Origin of the sequence: Bacillus sp. XF8, from assembly GCF_017498755.1 — a bacterium.
In the GTDB taxonomy this organism is placed as follows: domain Bacteria; phylum Bacillota; class Bacilli; order Bacillales; family Bacillaceae_G; genus Bacillus_A; species Bacillus_A bingmayongensis.
The window spans coordinates 1-18,395 of the sequence record NZ_JAGDQK010000060.1; the positions used below are offsets into that span (position 1 = coordinate 1).

Annotated in this window: 12 protein-coding genes and 4 pseudogenes; 14 read left to right on the top strand and 2 right to left on the bottom strand. The window is 34.9% G+C overall.

All coding sequences use genetic code 11. The features are described from left to right. Positions 1–140 precede the first annotated feature (140 nt). The 5 genes and pseudogenes from J4P91_RS26755 to J4P91_RS26775 form a co-directional block, all read left to right on the top strand. Positions 141–3,359 (top strand): bifunctional cytochrome P450/NADPH--P450 reductase, encoded by a 3,219-nt coding sequence (locus tag J4P91_RS26755; protein WP_207996499.1) that lies wholly within the window; start codon positions 141–143, stop codon positions 3,357–3,359. Between the two features lie 198 nt (positions 3,360–3,557). Then, the gene (gene gapN / locus J4P91_RS26760) at positions 3,558–4,997 is read left to right on the top strand and encodes an NADP-dependent glyceraldehyde-3-phosphate dehydrogenase (RefSeq protein ID WP_207996500.1); all 1,440 of its coding nucleotides are present in this window, start codon (positions 3,558–3,560) and stop codon (positions 4,995–4,997) included. A 405-nt stretch (positions 4,998–5,402) separates the two neighbouring features. Further along, on the top strand, positions 5,403–5,699 hold the full coding sequence (locus tag J4P91_RS26765) for a DUF2089 family protein (protein WP_207996501.1): 297 nt from the start codon (positions 5,403–5,405) through the stop codon (positions 5,697–5,699). 2 nt (positions 5,700–5,701) lie between these two features. Then, positions 5,702–5,989 (top strand): hypothetical protein, encoded by a 288-nt coding sequence (locus J4P91_RS26770; RefSeq protein WP_207996502.1) that lies wholly within the window; start codon positions 5,702–5,704, stop codon positions 5,987–5,989. A gap of 161 nt (positions 5,990–6,150) precedes the next feature. Next, positions 6,151–7,071: pseudogene (locus J4P91_RS26775) on the top strand (IS4 family transposase); the annotation flags it as partial. A gap of 140 nt (positions 7,072–7,211) precedes the next feature. Here J4P91_RS26775 and J4P91_RS26780 read toward each other — a convergent pair. Further along, a pseudogene (locus tag J4P91_RS26780) lies at positions 7,212–8,645 on the bottom strand (IS4 family transposase). Between the two features lie 328 nt (positions 8,646–8,973). Beyond that, complete coding sequence (locus tag J4P91_RS26785; RefSeq protein ID WP_207996503.1) at positions 8,974–9,744, bottom strand: alpha/beta fold hydrolase; 771 nt, start codon at positions 9,742–9,744, stop codon at positions 8,974–8,976. A gap of 150 nt (positions 9,745–9,894) precedes the next feature. Between J4P91_RS26785 and J4P91_RS26790 the strand changes: the two genes are divergently transcribed. From J4P91_RS26790 to J4P91_RS26830, 9 genes and pseudogenes are all read left to right on the top strand, one after another. Continuing rightward, a complete protein-coding gene (locus J4P91_RS26790; RefSeq protein WP_243764034.1) occupies positions 9,895–11,133 on the top strand; it encodes a helix-turn-helix domain-containing protein in 1,239 nt (412 codons plus the stop codon). A 567-nt stretch (positions 11,134–11,700) separates the two neighbouring features. Continuing rightward, positions 11,701–12,270: a recombinase family protein gene (locus J4P91_RS26795; protein WP_207996505.1), complete on the top strand. Its 570-nt coding sequence runs from the start codon at positions 11,701–11,703 to the stop codon at positions 12,268–12,270. Between the two features lie 46 nt (positions 12,271–12,316). Beyond that, the gene (locus J4P91_RS26800; protein WP_207996506.1) at positions 12,317–13,168 is read left to right on the top strand and encodes a MerR family transcriptional regulator; all 852 of its coding nucleotides are present in this window, start codon (positions 12,317–12,319) and stop codon (positions 13,166–13,168) included. 406 nt (positions 13,169–13,574) lie between these two features. Beyond that, positions 13,575–13,805 (top strand): C45 family peptidase, encoded by a 231-nt coding sequence (locus J4P91_RS29220; RefSeq protein ID WP_243764035.1) that lies wholly within the window; start codon positions 13,575–13,577, stop codon positions 13,803–13,805. Continuing rightward, positions 13,790–14,014 (top strand): hypothetical protein, encoded by a 225-nt coding sequence (locus J4P91_RS29225; protein WP_243764036.1) that lies wholly within the window; start codon positions 13,790–13,792, stop codon positions 14,012–14,014. Before J4P91_RS29220 ends, J4P91_RS29225 begins: the two co-directional genes overlap by 16 nt. Positions 14,015–14,036: 22 nt before the next feature. Continuing rightward, on the top strand, positions 14,037–15,146 hold the full coding sequence (locus J4P91_RS26810) for a C45 family autoproteolytic acyltransferase/hydrolase (protein WP_207996507.1): 1,110 nt from the start codon (positions 14,037–14,039) through the stop codon (positions 15,144–15,146). Positions 15,147–15,401: 255 nt separating this feature from the next. Then, positions 15,402–15,682, top strand: a pseudogene (locus J4P91_RS26815) (MazG nucleotide pyrophosphohydrolase domain-containing protein); the annotation flags it as partial. A gap of 219 nt (positions 15,683–15,901) precedes the next feature. After that, positions 15,902–17,377, top strand: coding sequence for an MDR family MFS transporter (locus J4P91_RS26820; protein ID WP_207996508.1), 1,476 nt, complete (start codon positions 15,902–15,904; stop codon positions 17,375–17,377). A gap of 289 nt (positions 17,378–17,666) precedes the next feature. Then, a pseudogene (locus tag J4P91_RS26830) lies at positions 17,667–18,335 on the top strand (IS6 family transposase). The last annotated feature ends 60 nt before the right edge of the window (positions 18,336–18,395 follow it).

Consider the following 18,395-nt stretch of genomic DNA (forward strand, 5'->3'; position numbering starts at 1 on the left):
ATCTTACATTTATGTCTTAAATGTAAATTGAATTTTGTAGAAAAAACGATATAATTCCATTATAAACAACATGATTTTATTATAAACTACACGTTGTTCGTTATCTGTCTTTTTGTTAGACGAATGCTAGGAGGATTAACATGAGAGAAGAACAAACAAGCAATATTCCACAACCCAAAACATATGGGCCACTCGGTAACTTACCTATGATTGATATGAGTACACCCTCTCTTTCTTTTGGTAAACTAGCGAAAGAATACGGGCCAATATTTCGACTGGTTGCTCCAGGTGGATATAAAACAATTTGCATCTCTGGACATAAACTTGTAGCTGAAGTCTGTGATATCAATCGTTTTGATAAATATATTCATAATGAATTGGAGAATGTACGCGCTTTTACGGGGGACGGTCTGTTTACGAGCGAAACATCGGAGCCAAACTGGAGAAAAGCCCATAATATATTGCTACCAACATTCAGCCAGCAAGCCATGAAGGGATACCACTCCATGATGTTAGACATCGCTTCGCAGCTGATTCAGAAATGGTCCCGAATGAATCTCGATAATGATCATATCGACGTGCCTGACGACATGACCCGTCTCACTTTGGATACGATTGGACTCTGTGGTTTTAATTACCGATTTAACAGTTTTTATAAAGAAAAACATGACCCGTTTATCGACAGCATGGTACGTGCTCTTAACGAGGCTATGTATAAAAGTTTCCGCTTGAAGAGCATGGATAAGATGATGGTTAGAAAAAAACGACAATTTCAGAATGATATACAAAGCATGTTTTCGTTGGTAGACCAAATCATTAAAGAGCGAAAGGCCAATGGAAATAACGGAGAAATAGATTTATTGGCCCGCATGTTAAATAGTAAAGACCCTGAGATTGGTGAGGGGCTGGATGATGTAAACATCCGATACCAAATTATTACTTTCTTAATTGCTGGGCATGAAACAACAAGTGGTTTATTATCCTTTACGACTTATTTTTTACTAAAAAATCCGGAAGTCCTTAAGAAAGCATACGAAGAAGTGGATCAGGTCCTTGGTGATTCTACCCCATCTTATAAACAAGTGCTAAATCTTAAATACATTCGTATGATTCTCAACGAGTCCTTACGATTATGGCCGACTGCTCCATCCTTTGATGTATATCCAAAAGAAGATACCGTAATTGGCGGGCAGTATCACGTGAAAAAAGGAGAAGGTTTGACCGTACTTCTTCCTGAACTTCATCGGGATAAAGAAGTGTGGGGGGAGAATGCAGAAGAATTCCGCCCGGAACGTTTCGCAGACCCATCAAAAGTACCAAATCATGCATATAAACCATTTGGGAATGGTCAACGTGCTTGTATTGGTATGCAGTTCGCACTTTATGAAGCTACTCTGGTACTTGGGATGATTCTTCAAAAGTTTGAATTAATTGATAATGAAAACTATCAGTTGAAGATTAAGCAATCGTTAACCATAAAACCGGACAATTTCAGAATTAGAGTTAAATTAAGAGAAGGAAAACAAGTCTCAGCTTTACTGAATCAGCCGTTGGCAGATGAAGAGGAAAATGAAGAAAAGAAGGAACTGTCTTCGCAATATTTAAAACAAGAATTAATTGAAGGTTCCGAAAACTTACCTCTGCTTATATTGTATGGTTCAAACTTAGGCAGAGCGGAAGAGATTGCTAGGCAGCTGGTAGACCATGCACGGTTACTGGGTTTTCAGAGCAAGGTGGGAACATTGAACGATTATATCGGCAAGTTACCTAAAGAAGGCGCGGTGTTCATTGTAACTTCTTCATACAATGGTCAACCTCCTGAGAATGCCGCTCAGTTCGTAAAATGGTTGGAACAAGCAGACAAAGAGGAATGTACAGGGATCAGGTATGCAGTTTTTGGCTGCGGAGATCGAAATTGGGCGAATACTTACCAGAGTGTTCCGAAATTTATTGATAAAGAGCTTGAACAGAAAGGTGCCATGAGGCTTACCACAAAAGGCGAGGCAGATGCCGGAGGAGATTTTGAGAATGATTTTGCTCAATGGCAAAAGAACATGTGGAAGGATGTCTCGAATGCTTTTGGCCTAAAGATGAAAGAGGGAACAGAAACATTGTCTCATCAATCATCGCTTTCCGTTCAGTTGATTTCAGGTCCCCCTGCTAATCCGGTCGCTCAAAATAACGAAGCTGTTTATGCAACGGTGATTGCTAGCCGAGAACTTCAGTCACCTGAAAGTGAGCGGAACACTCGACATATTGAGATAGCCCTGCCGGAAGGAGTTACTTATCAGGAAGGAGACCACCTTGGAGTGCTGCCAAGTAACAGCCGAAAAAATGTCAACCGAATTTTAAAACGGTTTGGATTAAACGGGAAGGATCAAGTCATTCTGAGTACAAGTGGACGCAGTACAGCTCATCTTCCTTTGGACCGTCCTGTTAGTTTATTTGACCTTCTTAGCTATAGTGTTGAGGTTCAGGAATCGGCAACTCGAGCACAAATACGGGAATTGGCAATATTTACGGTCTGTCCTCCTCATAAATACGAATTGGAAGCATTATTGGAAGATGGAGTTTATCAGGACCAAATACTAAAGAAACGCATTTCAATGTTGGATCTTCTTGAAAAGTATGAGGCGTGTGAAATCCCGTTTGAACGCTTTTTAGAACTTCTCCCTGCGCTCAAACCGCGTTACTATTCTATTTCAAGCTCTCCACTTGTTGCACAGGATCGTCTAAGTATTACAGTCGGTGTTGTTAGTGAACCTGCATGGAGTGGACAAGGAGAATATAAAGGTGTCGCTTCTAATTATTTAGCTCAGCGTCACAATGAAGATGAGATTACTTGTTTTATTCGAACTCCAGAATCAAGTTTTCAGTTACCTAAAAATCCAGAAACATCAATTATCCTGGTTGGACCAGGCACTGGAGTTGCACCATTCCGTGGATTCTTACAAACGCGTCGTGTCCAAAAACAAAAAGGTGTTAACTTAGGGGAAGCGCATCTTTATTTCGGTTGTCGTCATCCTGAAAAAGATTATCTCTATCGTACAGAACTAGAAAAAGATGAAAAAGATGGCTTAATATCTTTACACACAGCGTTTTCTCGCTGGGAAGGACATCAAAAAACATATGTACAGCATTTAATGAAACAAGATGGAGCGAATTTAATTTCGTTATTAGATAACGGTGCCTACCTTTATATCTGTGGTGATGGAAGCCGAATGGCTCCGGATGTAGAAGATACTCTTTGTCACGCATATAAAGAAATTCATAGAGTCAGTGAACAAGAGGCAAGAAATTGGTTGGATCAGTTACAACATGAAGGACGATACGGAAAAGATGTTTGGGCTGGAATCTGAATTTATCCCGCATTAACCGGCAGTAATACTCCCACCTCAAAATTCAGCGGAAGCAAAGAAAGGTAGGTGGGAGATAAATTGCCCGTAAATGCCCCACTGGTGCAAATAATAATCAGTGGGGGATGAAAAACCCCTCCGCTGATTATTATTTGTACTTTATACTCACTTTTACAAGTTACTATTTTAGGAGGACTAATCATGACAACTAGCAATACGTACAAATTTTATTTAAACGGAGAATGGAGAGAAAGCTCTTCAGGAGAAACAATCGAAATTCTAACTCCATACTCACACGAAGTAATTGGTCAAGTACAAGCAATTACTCGCGGTGAAGTAGATGAAGCAATTGCTTCTGCAAAAGAAGCTCAAAAATCATGGGCCGAATCTTCCCTACAAGATCGCGCAAAATATTTATATAAATGGGCTGATGAGCTCGTAAATATGCAAGATGAAATTGCCGATATTATTATGAAAGAAGTCGGTAAAGGATATAAAGATGCGAAAAAAGAAGTTGTTCGTACAGCTGACTTTATTCGTTACACAGTTGACGAGGCTCTTCACATGCACGGAGAAAGCATGATGGGTGATAGCTTCCCTGGCGGATCTAAATCTAAACTTGCGATTATTCAACGCGCACCACTTGGCGTTGTACTAGCAATCTCACCATTTAACTACCCAGTAAACTTATCTGCTGCAAAACTTGCACCAGCACTTATTATGGGTAACGCGGTTACCTTCAAACCAGCTACACAAGGTGCAATTAGCGGTATTAAAATGGTTGAAGCACTTCATAAAGCAGGTCTTCCAAAAGGTCTTGTAAATGTAGTTACAGGACGTGGTTCTGTAATTGGTGACTACTTAGTAGAGCATGCTGGCATCAATATGGTATCGTTCACAGGTGGTACAAATACAGGTAAACACTTAGCGAAAAAAGCTACGATGATTCCACTTGTATTAGAACTTGGTGGTAAAGACCCTGGTATCGTTCATGAAGATGCTGACTTACAAGAAGCTGCAAAACATATCGTAAGCGGTGCATTCTCTTACTCAGGTCAACGTTGTACAGCTATTAAACGTGTACTTGTACACGAAAATGTAGCGGACGAGCTTGTTGACTTATTAAAAGAGCAAGTAGCTGAACTATCTGTTGGCTCTCCAGAACAAGACAGCACAATCGTTCCATTAATCGACGATAAATCTGCTGACTTCGTTCAAGGTTTAGTTGACGACGCTGCTGAAAAAGGTGCAACGATCGTTATCGGTAACAAACGTGAGCGTAACTTAATTTATCCAACTTTAATCGACCACGTAACAGAAGAAATGAAAATTGCTTGGGAAGAGCCATTCGGCCCAATCCTTCCAATCATCCGTGTTTCTTCTGACGAAGAAGCAATTGAAATTGCGAACAAATCAAAGTTCGGTCTGCAAGCAAGTGTCTTCACAAAAGACATTAACAAAGCATTTGCAATTGCAAACAAAATCGACACTGGTTCTGTTCAAATTAACGGACGTACAGAACGCGGTCCTGACCACTTCCCATTCATCGGTGTAAAAGGCTCAGGTATGGGGGCACAAGGTATTCGTAAGAGCCTTGAGTCTATGACACGCGAAAAAGTAACTGTATTAAACTTAGTTTAATATTACAAAAAGAAGCTTGTAGAGAAAGGGTTAAGTCGTAAATAACGACTACCCCCTTTTATTTTGCATACTTAATTGGGGTAGTACCACATGACCATCAAGCTAAGTTTTGAAGTATCCCCAAAACGAAAATTTTGTGGCTTTTATAACAACGAAATTTATTTATATCATTTTTGATAAAGTTGTTCTGATTAGGTTGATAGGCATAGGGTACTATTCCTAAAAGACTGCAAAACTTGATAATCTGTTTGCATAAAAGCTCCCTTTTTTATGAAATATACAATATGCCATCAATCTGTGGTTTTAAAAATGCAAATAAATTTAAAACTTTTTAAATTTATTTAATTATATATTGAATAATTTTTAAGTTAAGTTTAATATTATTAAAGTAAGGAGGTGTTTTTTATGGAAAGAGAAGAAATCCCTTCATGGGTTCTCTCGTTAGATAAAGAGTCTTTAGAATTTATTAGAAAGTTTATATTAAATTCTGGCTCTTTAAAAAATATGTCTAACTTGTATGATGTTTCTTATCCAACAGTACGTGCCAAATTAGATAAGTTAATAAAAAAGATTGAAATACATAGTAAAGAAGATGATGTAGAGTTTGTAAATATGATTAAGGGATTTGTTATTGATGAACGAATTAGTCTAGACATCGCTAAAATCATCATAGAAAAATATAAAAAAGAAAGGGATGTTTAATTATGAGTCCTGTAGTTGGAATACTAGTTATTATTGTTATTATAGTTACTCAAATCTTTTTATCATCTCGAAAAAACCCTTATTTAGGTGGAATTCTTCCTGTAGCATACATAGGTTTTATTAGCTTCTATTTTAATAAACTACTAATAGCTAAAGGTGATTATTTTTCTACATGGATAATGATAATAGCTGGTTTATGCGGATTTTTAAGTATATGGGCTTCAGGAAGAAAATGTTTTAAAAAAAAGAGACAAAAAGAATTAGATCTAATTGAGTTACAGAATCTCTAATTTCAAGAGATTTTTGTATTGTTAAGGTCTTTTTTTCATTTTATAAAGTAGCAAGGGATACTTATCACATTTCCAGAAAGCCTAATGTAAATTAGTATCCATACAACAAAAAAAACGTTATCCTTTTTGTAAAAATACACAGAAGGGATGGCGTTTTCAGTATGAATTTATCGATTTCTGATGAACTAGAATTGTTTTCTCAAGAATTACAACAACATATGTCATCTCATGTTTTAGAACAGTTAGCTAGGGATATCGGATTTGTTCAACGAAGAAGTAAATACCGAGCACAAGATTTAGTAGCTCTGTGTGTTTGGTTAAGCCAAAATATAGCTCATACTTCATTGACACAATTATGTAGTCGACTAGAAGCTAACACCGGTATTTCTATGAGTCCAGAAGGACTCAATCAACGTTTTAACCCTCAGGCTGTCCAGTTTTTACAACAACTCTTAGCACATTTACTTCATCAACAATTTTGTTCTTCTAGCAAGATTCCGACTTTGTATACAAACTATTTTCGACGTATTCGTGTATTGGATTCTACACATTTTCAGATTCCGGATAAATTCACTTCTACATATCAAGGTTCAGGTGGTAGTGGTCAAAATGCTGGCGTGAAAATTCAACTCGAATATGATCTTTTAAGTGGACAGTTTCTACATGTTCATGTAGGGTCAGGAAAACACAATGATAAAACTTATGCCTCTACTTGTTTAACGTCTCTTCAACCGAACGATGTATGTATACGTGATTTAGGATACTTCGACTTAAAAGACTTACATACTATAGAAGAGTGTAATGCTTATTTTATTTCAAGATTAAAGCTCAATACACGTATATATCAGAAGAATAAAGAGCCTGAATACTTTCAAAATGGAACAATTAAAAAGCACTCTGAGTACATCCAATTAGATATGGAGCAATTCATTAACCAATTACAGTCAGGTGAAACATATGAAATCCCTGAGATTTATATTGGAATGTATCAAAAACTTCCTTCAAGACTAATTCTGTACAAATTAACTGAAACGCAAATGAAACGTAGACAAAAGGATTTAGCATCTAAAGAACATAAGAGGGGTCACCATACATGCCCATCAAGCTAAGGTTGGGTTTCCTATGAACTTCTGTTCATGTTGCCTACATGCTTGATATTTTGTTTATTTGTTTTTAAAAATACGCATACCAAATAAACCTTGATAAGGTGTATTTTTAAAGATTATGCAGTTTTCTGCTTTAGATTGGATACAGTACACTGATAAACGACACCTAAAATATCAAAGACTGTCTTTTTCTCATATCGATGCGATTTCCGTCCGTTTTTCTGTAAGAGGTCAAATAGACGAAGGAAAATTTTTGATACTTCTTGGGTGTCTTTTTGTATAGCTTCATATACTAAGTACAGATGATCTTGAATCATATAAATTGCTTTATATTCACTTAATTCTTTTTGTTTTTTCTGTAGTAACAGCTGTCGCATTTTGAACATAGTGGAAGAACAAAGAAAAATAGCGATTAACTGTCCATAAAGATGACATTCTAGACGCTCTCGCTTAATATTGTGACAATGATTGATACCAAAAAGAGATTTCCATGTTTTAAATACAATCTCTATTTGCCAACGTAGTGAGTAGATATCATGAACCTGTTCCATCGGAACAATTTCCCATGGTATGTTGGTAATTTAAACGTTGATTTCTGTTAATCGTTTACTTTTTTCAGAGTATGTAACTCCTTTTTTCTTTTCAACATAAGTTTGCTGTTTCCTACGTTTATGAATTTGAGTTGATGTGAGTCTGTATATTACAACTCGCGAGGGTAATTTTTGTTGTCCAATATAGGCATTTCGAATTTCATAAGTATCTCCTGGTTTTATCTGATGCATAATATCTTCAAGGTTAAGTAAAACATATAAAGATTGCTTTTTTACTGTTCCATCCCGAAAGAATTCTGGAAATTCATTCTTCACATATACTCTATTATTTAACTTCAACCGTGAAACATAGAATACACCTCGTTGATCCATCTGGTCTAAATCTTTTAGAGAAAAGTATCCTAAATCTCGAATACATAAATCTCCTGGGCGTAAGGTATCTAAACACTCTGTACCAAAGGTTTTATCATTATTTTTACCTGGTTCCATTTGAAAATTGAGGAATTTTCCACTATGTAAATCATACTCTAGCTGAATCTTAATACCAGCTGTTTGTGCACATCCTCCTGAACCAGGATAAATAGGAGCCAAATGATTGGGGACCTGAAAAATAGTAGCATCTAAAATACGTATACGTTGAAAATAAGAAGTGTATTGATTTGAAATTTAAGAAGAATCGTTTAGTTGGCTTTTGACTAAAAGAGAAAATACACGCTGTAGAAATAAAACAGCGCATCGATTAAAACGTTGATTAAGTCCTTCTGGACTCATGAGTGTAGCTGTATTTGCATAAAGTTGACTACATAATCGATTAAGGGAACTACTTGTTACATGTTAACTGATCCAAATACATAAAGCAGCCAAATCTTGTGCGCCATACTTACTTTTACGTTTTACAAAACCTGTCTCTTGTGCAAGTTGTTGAAGAATATGTGGGGATAGATATCGCTGTAGTTCTTCAGCGAACAAATGAAACTCATCTTGAATCGATAGATTCATACAAAAACGCCATCCTTTCTCTATATTTTTACAAAAAGAATAACATTTTTATAGTATGGATATGAATCCACCTTAGCGTGATGGCGATAGGGTACCACCAATAAAATGAGAAAAACATATCCTAGAATCTCCTTTGGGATGAAAAAACTATTTTTCTACGATAGCCACTTGCTATTTAGAAAAAATAGTACCGTTTCTTATATTAAATGTGTCGTTATTGCACAAGTGACACACCCAATATAAGAGGATACCTAACTTGAATATAAACTAAACTATTAATGCACGTAATAATGATTCACCAACATGAATTTTAAGTTATAACAAATTATTACAGAGTAGAGTGTTTATTATTATTCTTTACCATATCTAATATATCCCTTATTACATCAACAACAACTTGAGGTTGATCAATATGTATTGCGTGTCCAGCATCTTCAACAACAATATGTTTTTTATTAGTCGATAAGTTAGCAAGCTCTCCCTGGAATTTCATCCAAGTAGCCATAGACTCCACTGTATGAAAAGGCTGCAGCCCCCCCGTTACAACAATGAGTGGAATGTTTCCAAGTGATTTAGAAGTACGAATTTGTTCTAAGCTTTCTTCCACTTCATTAAGAGAACCTTCCAAAGTAAATTGATTATAATAAGCCGCCTGAACTTCTTTTGTAAATAAAGAGGGCAATATTCTGTTTTGATCCTCGTGAGTTGAGTCTAAGAGAACGACTCCTACTACTTCCTCTGGATATGTGCTTGCAAATAATCTTGTATTTAACCCTCCAAATGAATGTCCGACTAATACATATGGAGGGTTTATACCTGCTTTATTAAGTAATATACGTAGATTTTCGACACTTTGCTGACTATGGCGAGGTCTTTCATTCATTTCACTTTTGCCAATACCAGCTCTATCATAAATAAACATTTTTGAGAACTTTGAAATGTCATCTTTAATAGGATTCCAGCTTTCTAAAGTGGCTCCATATCCAGCATCAAAAACTAGGGTTGGACCTTCATTATTTCCCCCTAACAATTCATAGTATAATTCAATACCACCTATATCTAATTTTTGTCCTGTTTCATTCCCAATAAGTTCACTCATATCCCATTCTCCCTTTTTCTTTTTATCCATTGAAAATCCAATTAAACAAGTTCAATTTAATTGAACTTATAGTAACATGTACTGATTTTCTTTTCAATCTAAAGTTTAATATAATTGAACTAGTAGATTGAAGTACAAAGGATGTTGAAAATGAATGAGTTAGGAAAACGAATAAATGAATTAAGGGTAGAAAAAGGTATGACACTTGTAGAATTAGCTGGTAATAAAATGTCAAAAGGGATGTTAAGCATGATTGAAAATGGGCATTCGAACCCTTCGATGGATAGTTTGAAATTTATCGCGCACCAGTTGGGCTGCGATCCTCAATATTTGTTAGGGAGCCCTACATCTGATGAGCTAAAACACTTATTTAATAAAGTAGAGGAAGCGTTTGAAAAAAATAATGATGAACAGATAATTAGTTTGACACACGACATGTTGGACCAACAGTTTCCCATTTCATTTGAATCTGCTAGGATATTGGAGATTTCCGGAAGAACAGTTATGAAATCCGAGCAAAAGCGTGGGGAAATGTTGATAAAACGAGCAGTAGCAATCTATGAGCGGTTATCCCTTTATAGCCACTGCGTTGCTGCTAAAGTACATATGGTAGAATACCGTGCAAAAGAGAAGGATTACCATGATGCTCTGATAATGTTACGAAATGTAAGAAAAGAGTATCATGAAAAAGCAACAGTAATTGATATGGTCGTTGAAATAGAAGCGAATTACGTTGAAATGGTCTTACTCTTCGGGATAGGTGACTATAAATCAGGAAAGAGTAAGCTTAATCAGCTAATTGAACTATCTAAGAGAAAAAGAGTCTTTTATAAGATGGATAATATTTTCCGAATTGCAGCGTTTCAAGCTCTTCTTCATAACAATGAAAGTGATTATGCTTATTTTATCAAGAAGTCAGAACAGTTTGCTGTTTTTAGTGAAAATGATGAATCTTTAGCTTTTACACTGTTACTTCAAGCACATTATCATAATCAAACATCAGAGGATTATGAACAGGCCCTTTATTACTTAGATAGGTTTGCTACCCTAGTAAAGGGGAATCTCGGAAGTGACTATTATTATCTTGAAAAAGGTAAAGTATTATTAGGAAAAGGACATATAAAAGAAGCCCTTGAAGCATTTGAACAATTTAAGATGCCAAATACGACTATTTACCCACTTGAATTATGTATTCTCTACACAGCAGATGCATATAGAGCACATTGTCTTTTACAACTAGGAAGAATAGAGGAAGCACTTATCTATGCGCAGAGAGCAGCTAGTAAAATAGATTCGCTACCCCTGACGCCTTATCAAGGTTTTATAAGAAACACCTTAGAGTTAGTGAATAAAACCTATAATAGTATTTTCGATAGAAAAAATGAATAGCTTATAGGGAATAAAGAAGAGAATGTCAATTTAAGAAAAGCAACTACCCCAAAACGATAAAATTAACATTTCTATATCGAGAATGAACAAATCTTTCGTTTTGGGGGTTTTCTATTTTCTTAGCTTGATAGCGATGGGGTCACCATATCAAAAAAAGAAAATTGTACGTTTAGACACAATTTGGACACATTTTAGCCGGTTCCCTGTACGCTAAGGAACCGGCTATTTACTTTACTACTTTTTTATATAATTTTTCTCTCGTAATGGTCTTAGATTATTAAAATTTGTTTTTTCATTTAAGTTCCAAACATAATGGGGTACGGAAACAATTCTAGGTATGAGGGGCCCTCCTGGAAAATAAATACAAAAAAGTAGTTAATCTTTAAATTTCGACCTTTATATCGCTAATTTAATTATTAAAAAGTTTAACTTATAGAGAGAATATCATTTTAATTTACTGTTACCAGTAGGGTGTACTCTATTGAGAAGAAATCTTTTCCTTGATATTATTAGTCTCGTGGGTTCTCAATAACACTTATCAAAAAATGTACAAAATGAGGGATAAAAATGGTTTACGGATACGCTCGTGTAAGTGCACAAGATCAAAATTTAGATACACAGATTGAACAGCTCATAAAATATGGAGTAGATGAAATCATAAAAGAGAAAATAAGCGGAGTTACAAAACAAAAGCCTGAGTTAGACACGTTACTTTCAAAACTTACATCTGGGGATACTTTAGTCATAACTAGAATGGATCGTTTAGGTCGAAATACCATTCAATTATTACTATTAGTAGAACAACTTCGTGAAAAGAATGTTCATTTTGCAATTTTAAATTTAGGGATCGATACAAGAACTCCAACAGGTAAATTCTTTTTAACTGTAATGGCAGCATTTAGTGAACTCGATCGAGAAATGATTAAAGAAAAGCAACGTTTAGGAATTAAATTAGCCAAGCAAAAAGGTAAATATCGAGGAAGAGTAAAAAAATATACAGATAAGCATCCAGGAATGAATCATGCCATTGAATTACGTCAAACTACCGATAAAACTATAAAAGAGATATGTACAATTACAGGGGTCAGTCAGGCTGCGTTTTATCGTAGACTAAAGGAAATTGAGCAAGATGTTTAGATCCTAATTTATAACAAATATTTTATAATCGTAAAGGGAGAATATAATGTACTCTATAGGCAAATTTTCTGAAATATGTAATATTCCTGTTAAAACATTACGCTACTATAGCGACATTGGATTACTAAAACCTTCTTACATAGATCCTGTAACAAACTATCGGTATTATGACTATGACAAAATTCAAATCATAAACAAAATTATGCTTCTAAAAAGCTGTCAATTCTCCTTAGCTACGATTAAGGAATTTATTGAAAGCTCTGATCAGATACAATGGAAAAGCATATTTGAACATAAAATTGATGAACTTAAGGATCAAAAAGAACAAATTTCCAAACAAATAGAAGAGATGCATCGGTTAAAAGTACAAATCGAAAAAGAGGCTTCTATAATTCCAGGACCTCTTTTATCCGACTGTTTTATTGAAAATCGAAAGGAAATACTAGTTTATACGATTCGTGAGAAAATAGAGGTTAAATTTATTGATAATTTGGTTAAAAATTTATTTGATCGAGTTTACGCTTTTAATCTCGTGATTACAGGAAAACTAATGGCTATCTTTCACGAACGAGATTTGAATCAAAAAGAGGCAGATGTAGAACTACTTCTTCCAATAAAAGATACGAATAAAATAGACGGTTGTAGAATTTTAGCTAGTGGGACATACGCATGCCTGACTGTTAAAGGTTCCTATTCAGAGCTGTATGTAGGATATGAATTGTTAAAAAATTGGATAATGGAACAGAATCTAATTCATGTAGGGAAAGAGCTAGAGATTTATGAAAAAGGACTTGTTCCTTCCTATTTTAATATAAGAGAGATACGACCAGATTTTAACATTCATCCCTCAGAGTTTATCACCAAAATATGTATACGGGTTATTAAGAACGATAGTTAAGTAACAGCTTTTATATAGAAACAGGATAGACTCTCCACCCACTGGAGAGTTTATTCTTTATATATACAAAGAAATAACGGAGGGGAATTACTATGTATCATCCGAGATTATAAAGAAATGCTTACGAGGCAGGTAAGCGTTATGCAGAAATCCTTTATAAAAATGGATTTCGATTCCCGAAAGTAACAGAAGAAAAGTTAAATTCGGGGAACAATGCAAACCTATTCTCACTGAATTTGACCCTAGTATTGTGAAGGAAATACAAGGATTTGCTGATGGTTGTCATTCTTCATTGGAAGAAGTCAGTTCATTTCACTTAAGTATAGGTGTATTTGAGTTGGCCGGTCAATGCAGCATTTTCTCGGCATTCAATGGAAGAGAAATGATTGTTGGACGTAATTAGGATATGCTCTTAAATTTAAAGAAAATGACAGAATCCTCATTAGTTTGTTTTGAAGGTAAAAATAAATATGTAGATCATTCAGATTGTTTTAGTGGAAAAGTTGATGATATAAATCAACATGGTTTATTTGTAGGAATTACATCAGTTCCTCATGAGGGAATTAAGCCAGGATTGAATTCTTATTTTGCTGTTAAATATATTTTAGAAATTGTTGTACTGTGGGAGAAGGAATAGAAGTGTTAAAAAGATTCCCAACTTCGGTAGCTAATAACTACTTGTTAGCAGATCCATTAGGGAATATGGCTGTTGTAGCAAACTTAAATACATTAGATATAAACAGAGCTAAGGGACAAACAAACAGAGCAAAATATGTATCAGATAGACGATTGATAGATGCCGCTTCTATAGGGACACTTATGTATTACCACGATATTAATCAATAATTTGGACTGGAGAGTGACAAATATGAAAGATTCAATTCAAGGTTATTTTTCTTTTCTTGAAGGCAACAGCTACGAGATTGGTAGAAGGCAAGGAGAAGAAATAAAAAAGATTCCTAATGCAATGAATGTAGTTTTATTATCCGAACCAATAAATGAGGCGAAATTTAGGGATATGGAAAAATTAATGAACCAGTATTGTCCTGGTTTAATCGAAGAATTACAAGGGTTTGCAGATTCACTAAATGTAAAGCCTAGTTATCTTAATTTCTTTGATGATGCTTTGCTACAACCAGGTGGATGTAGTTTGGGTGCTGTTTTACCGTCTAAAACAAATGATAGTAAAACCTATGTCCTTAGAAACTTCGACTTGTCACCAGCAATATCTGATATGAGACTCTGTACAACAAAAGTAAAGGGTAAATACAGTCATACCGGATTCTCCGTTTCTTATTTTGGGCGAAGTGAAGGCTTAAATGAAAAGGGGTTCTGTGTAGCTTTTGCCTCTTGCGGTATACCAGTTGGAAAACATCTAGGAATGAAAAAGCCTATCATAAAAGGACTACAGTTTATGGTAATAGTCAGAGCTTTACTTGAAAATTGTAAAGACGTTGAGGAAGGAATTTCTTATTTAGAGGATATGCCTATTGGAGCAAATATGAATTTGCTTCTGGCAGATGCCAATGGTAACGCAGCTTTAATAGAAACTTATGATGGAAAAAAGGCTGTAGAAAGAGGCAATAAACAATTAGGATTTTTTATTGCAACCAATCATGCTGTAATGCCAGAAATAATTAAGTTAGAAAACGGAAAATTAGAACACTCTGAAATGCGTTATAATTTTTTGAAAAACAACTTAGAAAGTAATAATTTTATTACAAAGAATGAATTACAACAATTAATGTTAAAGGAATACCCTAATGGTGTAACAGTACACAATTTTGAAGAAAATTTCGGAACTGTTCATTCTATACTATTTAATCTTAATGATAAACAATTAGATATTTCTTTTGGTTCCCCTATAAATAATAAAATCTATAAATTAAAAGTAGGAGAAACCTTGCCTTTTAATGAATTAGAAATTTTTATTAAGAACAATAACTATGGGCCAAATTTTTGGAAATTAGTCAAATAATACTTCAAATATCAGAAGGAATGGATAACTCTAAGCATCCTTTTCTCAATAGCCTAATACTAATTAAAATAACAACCGATTCCTTTCAAATAAGAAATCAGTTCTTTAGTGAATATTATAATATTTATAGGATGCGGAGAGATTATCAAGCCCTTTGTAACTAAGAAAGCATGTTCAAAAAAATTAGGGAATCTAGTTTTGGATTATAAAGAATCCTTGTGAATGAATTAAAAAATGAAAATATCTGGATTGTAAAGAAATGTTAGAGAGTTTAGTAAAAATAAAGGTTTTGAGCATTCAACGATTGAAGAAAGAACCTTATTTTTGGTTACAGAAATAGGAGAGGTAGCTCAAGAAGTTTTAAAAATCTCTTCCATACCTGATGCTTATAATATTAATGAACTAAAAGAACATTTGAGTTTTGAAATATACGATGGGGTATGGAATCTTTTTGATCTTGCCAACAAGCTCGATATTGATTTAGAAGAAGCGTTTAAAAAAAGAGTGAGATAAATAAATATAGGAATTGGGATTAATAATTTTAAAAGTTTAATGGTACTGCTTAAAGAAGACCCTAAAAATGAAAAAAAAGTTATTATCTTGGTAATTATTATAAAGTTTAAATGGAATCCGTTTTTCGTTATGAAGGCCGGATAATTTACGAACATTTTCTTACCGTTGTAAATCCGCATTTTCCTGACGCTCCCCCTATACAAATGTATTAAAAATAAAGAAAGCAGGGAGAAAATCAATAAATGAATATTACGACTACAAGTTCTACAAATAGCAAAGTTGATATTTCTAATATTAGACATACACCAATTTTAATTGCATTACTTTTAGGTGCAACGGTCGCATTTTTAAACGAAACATTACTTGGTAATGCTTTAACCGTATTAATGAAAGAATTTGATGTATCAGCTTCAACAATTCAATGGCTTTCTACAGCTTACATGTTAGTTGTTGGGGTTTTAGTACCGATTACAGCTTTACTTCAACAATGGCTTACAACAAGACAAATGTTCTTAATCGCCATGGTAACATTTTTAGTCGGTACATTGATTGCTGGGTTCGCACCGACATTTTCCGTTTTATTAATCGGTCGTATCGTCCAAGCAATCGCTACTGGGTTAATTTCACCATTACTAATGAATACGATTTTAATTATTTGTCCACCTGAAAAACGTGGTGCCACAATGGGCTTAATAGCACTTGTTATGATGTCTGCTCCAGCAATTGGTCCTACATTATCCGGAATTATCGTTGATTTACTTAGTTGGCGCTGGTTATTTTACATTGTTATTCCTATCGTAATCATTTCCATTTTAATTGGAATGAAATATATTCAAAGTGTCACGGAGTTAACACGACCAAAAATTGATTATTTATCAATTCTTTTATCAACATTAGGTTTCGGTGGGATTGTGTATAGCTTTAGTTCTTCAGGTGATTTAGGATGGTCAGATCCTAAAGTTTATTCCACTTTAATTATCGGGGCTATATCGTTATTCATTTTTGTTGTTCGTCAATTAAAAATCGATAATCCAATTTTAGAACTACGCGCATTTAAGTTTTCAATGTTTACTTTATCAGTTGGGTTAATATTCATTGTCATGATGTCGCTGTTCTCAACAATGACATTATTACCAATGTTCTTACAAACGGTTTTACTTGTTACAGCCTTAAAATCAGGGCTAATCATGCTACCGGGTAGTATAATTAGCGCCATTATGGGACCGATTGCAGGTAAATTATTTGATAAATTGAGTCCAAAGATTATTATCATCCCTGGTATTGTGCTAGTAGCCATTGCAATGTGGCTATTTAAAGGCATTAACCCAGAAACAACATTGACACAAATTATCTTGATGCATAGCGTATTAATGATTGGACTCATGTTTGTGATGACAGTACAAACATATGGTTTAAATCAATTGACACCAGAGCTTTATCCACATGGTACAGCGCTCTTCAATACATTACAGCAGGTAGCTGGCGCGATTGGCACGGCTATATTTATATCTAAAATGTCTTCAGGTACAACTGAATATATGAAAAACTCAGCAAATCCAATGGATCCAGCAGAAAAATTAAATGGCTTAACATCCGGCTTCCAAGGGGCATTCACGATTGGGTTAATCTTTATAATTGTTGCCCTCGCTGTATCGTTTTTCTTAAAAGGACAGAAAAAGAAAGCAAAAGCCACTCAGCTTTTACACACTGAAAATTAGAAGATCTTAAATTTTGTATTAGCTGTAGATTGGTTGGTTCTGGTGCAAAAAATCTATCAAACTTGGACATACTGATACTATTACTCTAGAAAGGTGTGTGATTGGTATGGAAAAGAAAAATTTGTTCAAATGGAAGCACTATCAGCCTGATATTATCTTAGTTTTCGTGATTTAGTGGAAATGATGGAGGAACGGGGTTTATCCATTTCGGTTCTGGTGCAAACTTTGCAAGTAATCCCCTAAACTTGGACATACTGATACTAGTACTCTAAAAAAGGACGTGATCAGTATGGAAAAGCAAAATCTATTCAAGTGGAAACATTATCAACCTGATATTATTTTATTAACCGTAAGATGGTACCTACGGTAAAACCTCAGTTTTCGTGATCTAGCCGAAATGATGGAAGAACGTGGACTATCTATTGCTCATACAACCATCATGCGCTGGGTTCACCAGTATGGTCCTGAATTAGATGAGCGAGTACGGCATCATCTTAAGCCAACCAATGATTCTTGGCGAGTCGATGAGACGTATGTGAAAGTGAAAGGTCAATGGATGTACCTATATCGTGCTGTTGATTCAGAAGGAAATACGATTGATTTTTATTTAAGCAACACAAGAGATCATAAGGCTGCAAAGCGCTTTTTCAAGAAAGCTTTGCGGTCTTTTCATATTTCAAAGCCCCGTGTTATCACAGTAGATAAGAACCCAGCCTATCCTATTGCGATTGAAGAGTTGAAGAAAGAGAAAAAGATGCCCGTAGGCATCCAAATAAGGCAGGTAAAATACCTTAATAACATTGTGGAACAAGATCATCGTTTTATTAAAAAGAGAGTTCGTTCGATGTTAGGATTGAAATCTTTTCGTACAGCTAAATCTATTCTTTCGGGAATAGAAGCGATGCATAGCATTAAAAAAGGACAACTTGCTTTACGGGACATGATATTATCCCCTTAAGGTAGACAGTGTAAAAAGACCATGAATAAACATGGATGTTACACTTTTACTTGGAGGGGA

Excerpts from the sequence above, each read along its gene's own strand:
- J4P91_RS26755 (WP_207996499.1), top strand. The coding sequence starts at position 141 with ATGAGAGAAGAACAAACAAGCAATATTCCACAACCCAAAACATATGGG.
- gapN (WP_207996500.1), top strand. The coding sequence starts at position 3,558 with ATGACAACTAGCAATACGTACAAATTTTATTTAAACGGAGAATGGAGA.
- J4P91_RS26765 (WP_207996501.1), top strand. The coding sequence starts at position 5,403 with ATGGAAAGAGAAGAAATCCCTTCATGGGTTCTCTCGTTAGATAAAGAG.
- J4P91_RS26770 (WP_207996502.1), top strand. The coding sequence starts at position 5,702 with ATGAGTCCTGTAGTTGGAATACTAGTTATTATTGTTATTATAGTTACT.
- J4P91_RS26785 (WP_207996503.1), bottom strand. The coding sequence starts at position 9,744 with ATGAGTGAACTTATTGGGAATGAAACAGGACAAAAATTAGATATAGGT.
- J4P91_RS26790 (WP_243764034.1), top strand. The coding sequence starts at position 9,895 with ATGAATGAGTTAGGAAAACGAATAAATGAATTAAGGGTAGAAAAAGGT.
- J4P91_RS26795 (WP_207996505.1), top strand. The coding sequence starts at position 11,701 with ATGGTTTACGGATACGCTCGTGTAAGTGCACAAGATCAAAATTTAGAT.
- J4P91_RS26800 (WP_207996506.1), top strand. The coding sequence starts at position 12,317 with ATGTACTCTATAGGCAAATTTTCTGAAATATGTAATATTCCTGTTAAA.
- J4P91_RS29220 (WP_243764035.1), top strand. The coding sequence starts at position 13,575 with ATGCTCTTAAATTTAAAGAAAATGACAGAATCCTCATTAGTTTGTTTT.
- J4P91_RS26810 (WP_207996507.1), top strand. The coding sequence starts at position 14,037 with ATGAAAGATTCAATTCAAGGTTATTTTTCTTTTCTTGAAGGCAACAGC.
- J4P91_RS26820 (WP_207996508.1), top strand. The coding sequence starts at position 15,902 with ATGAATATTACGACTACAAGTTCTACAAATAGCAAAGTTGATATTTCT.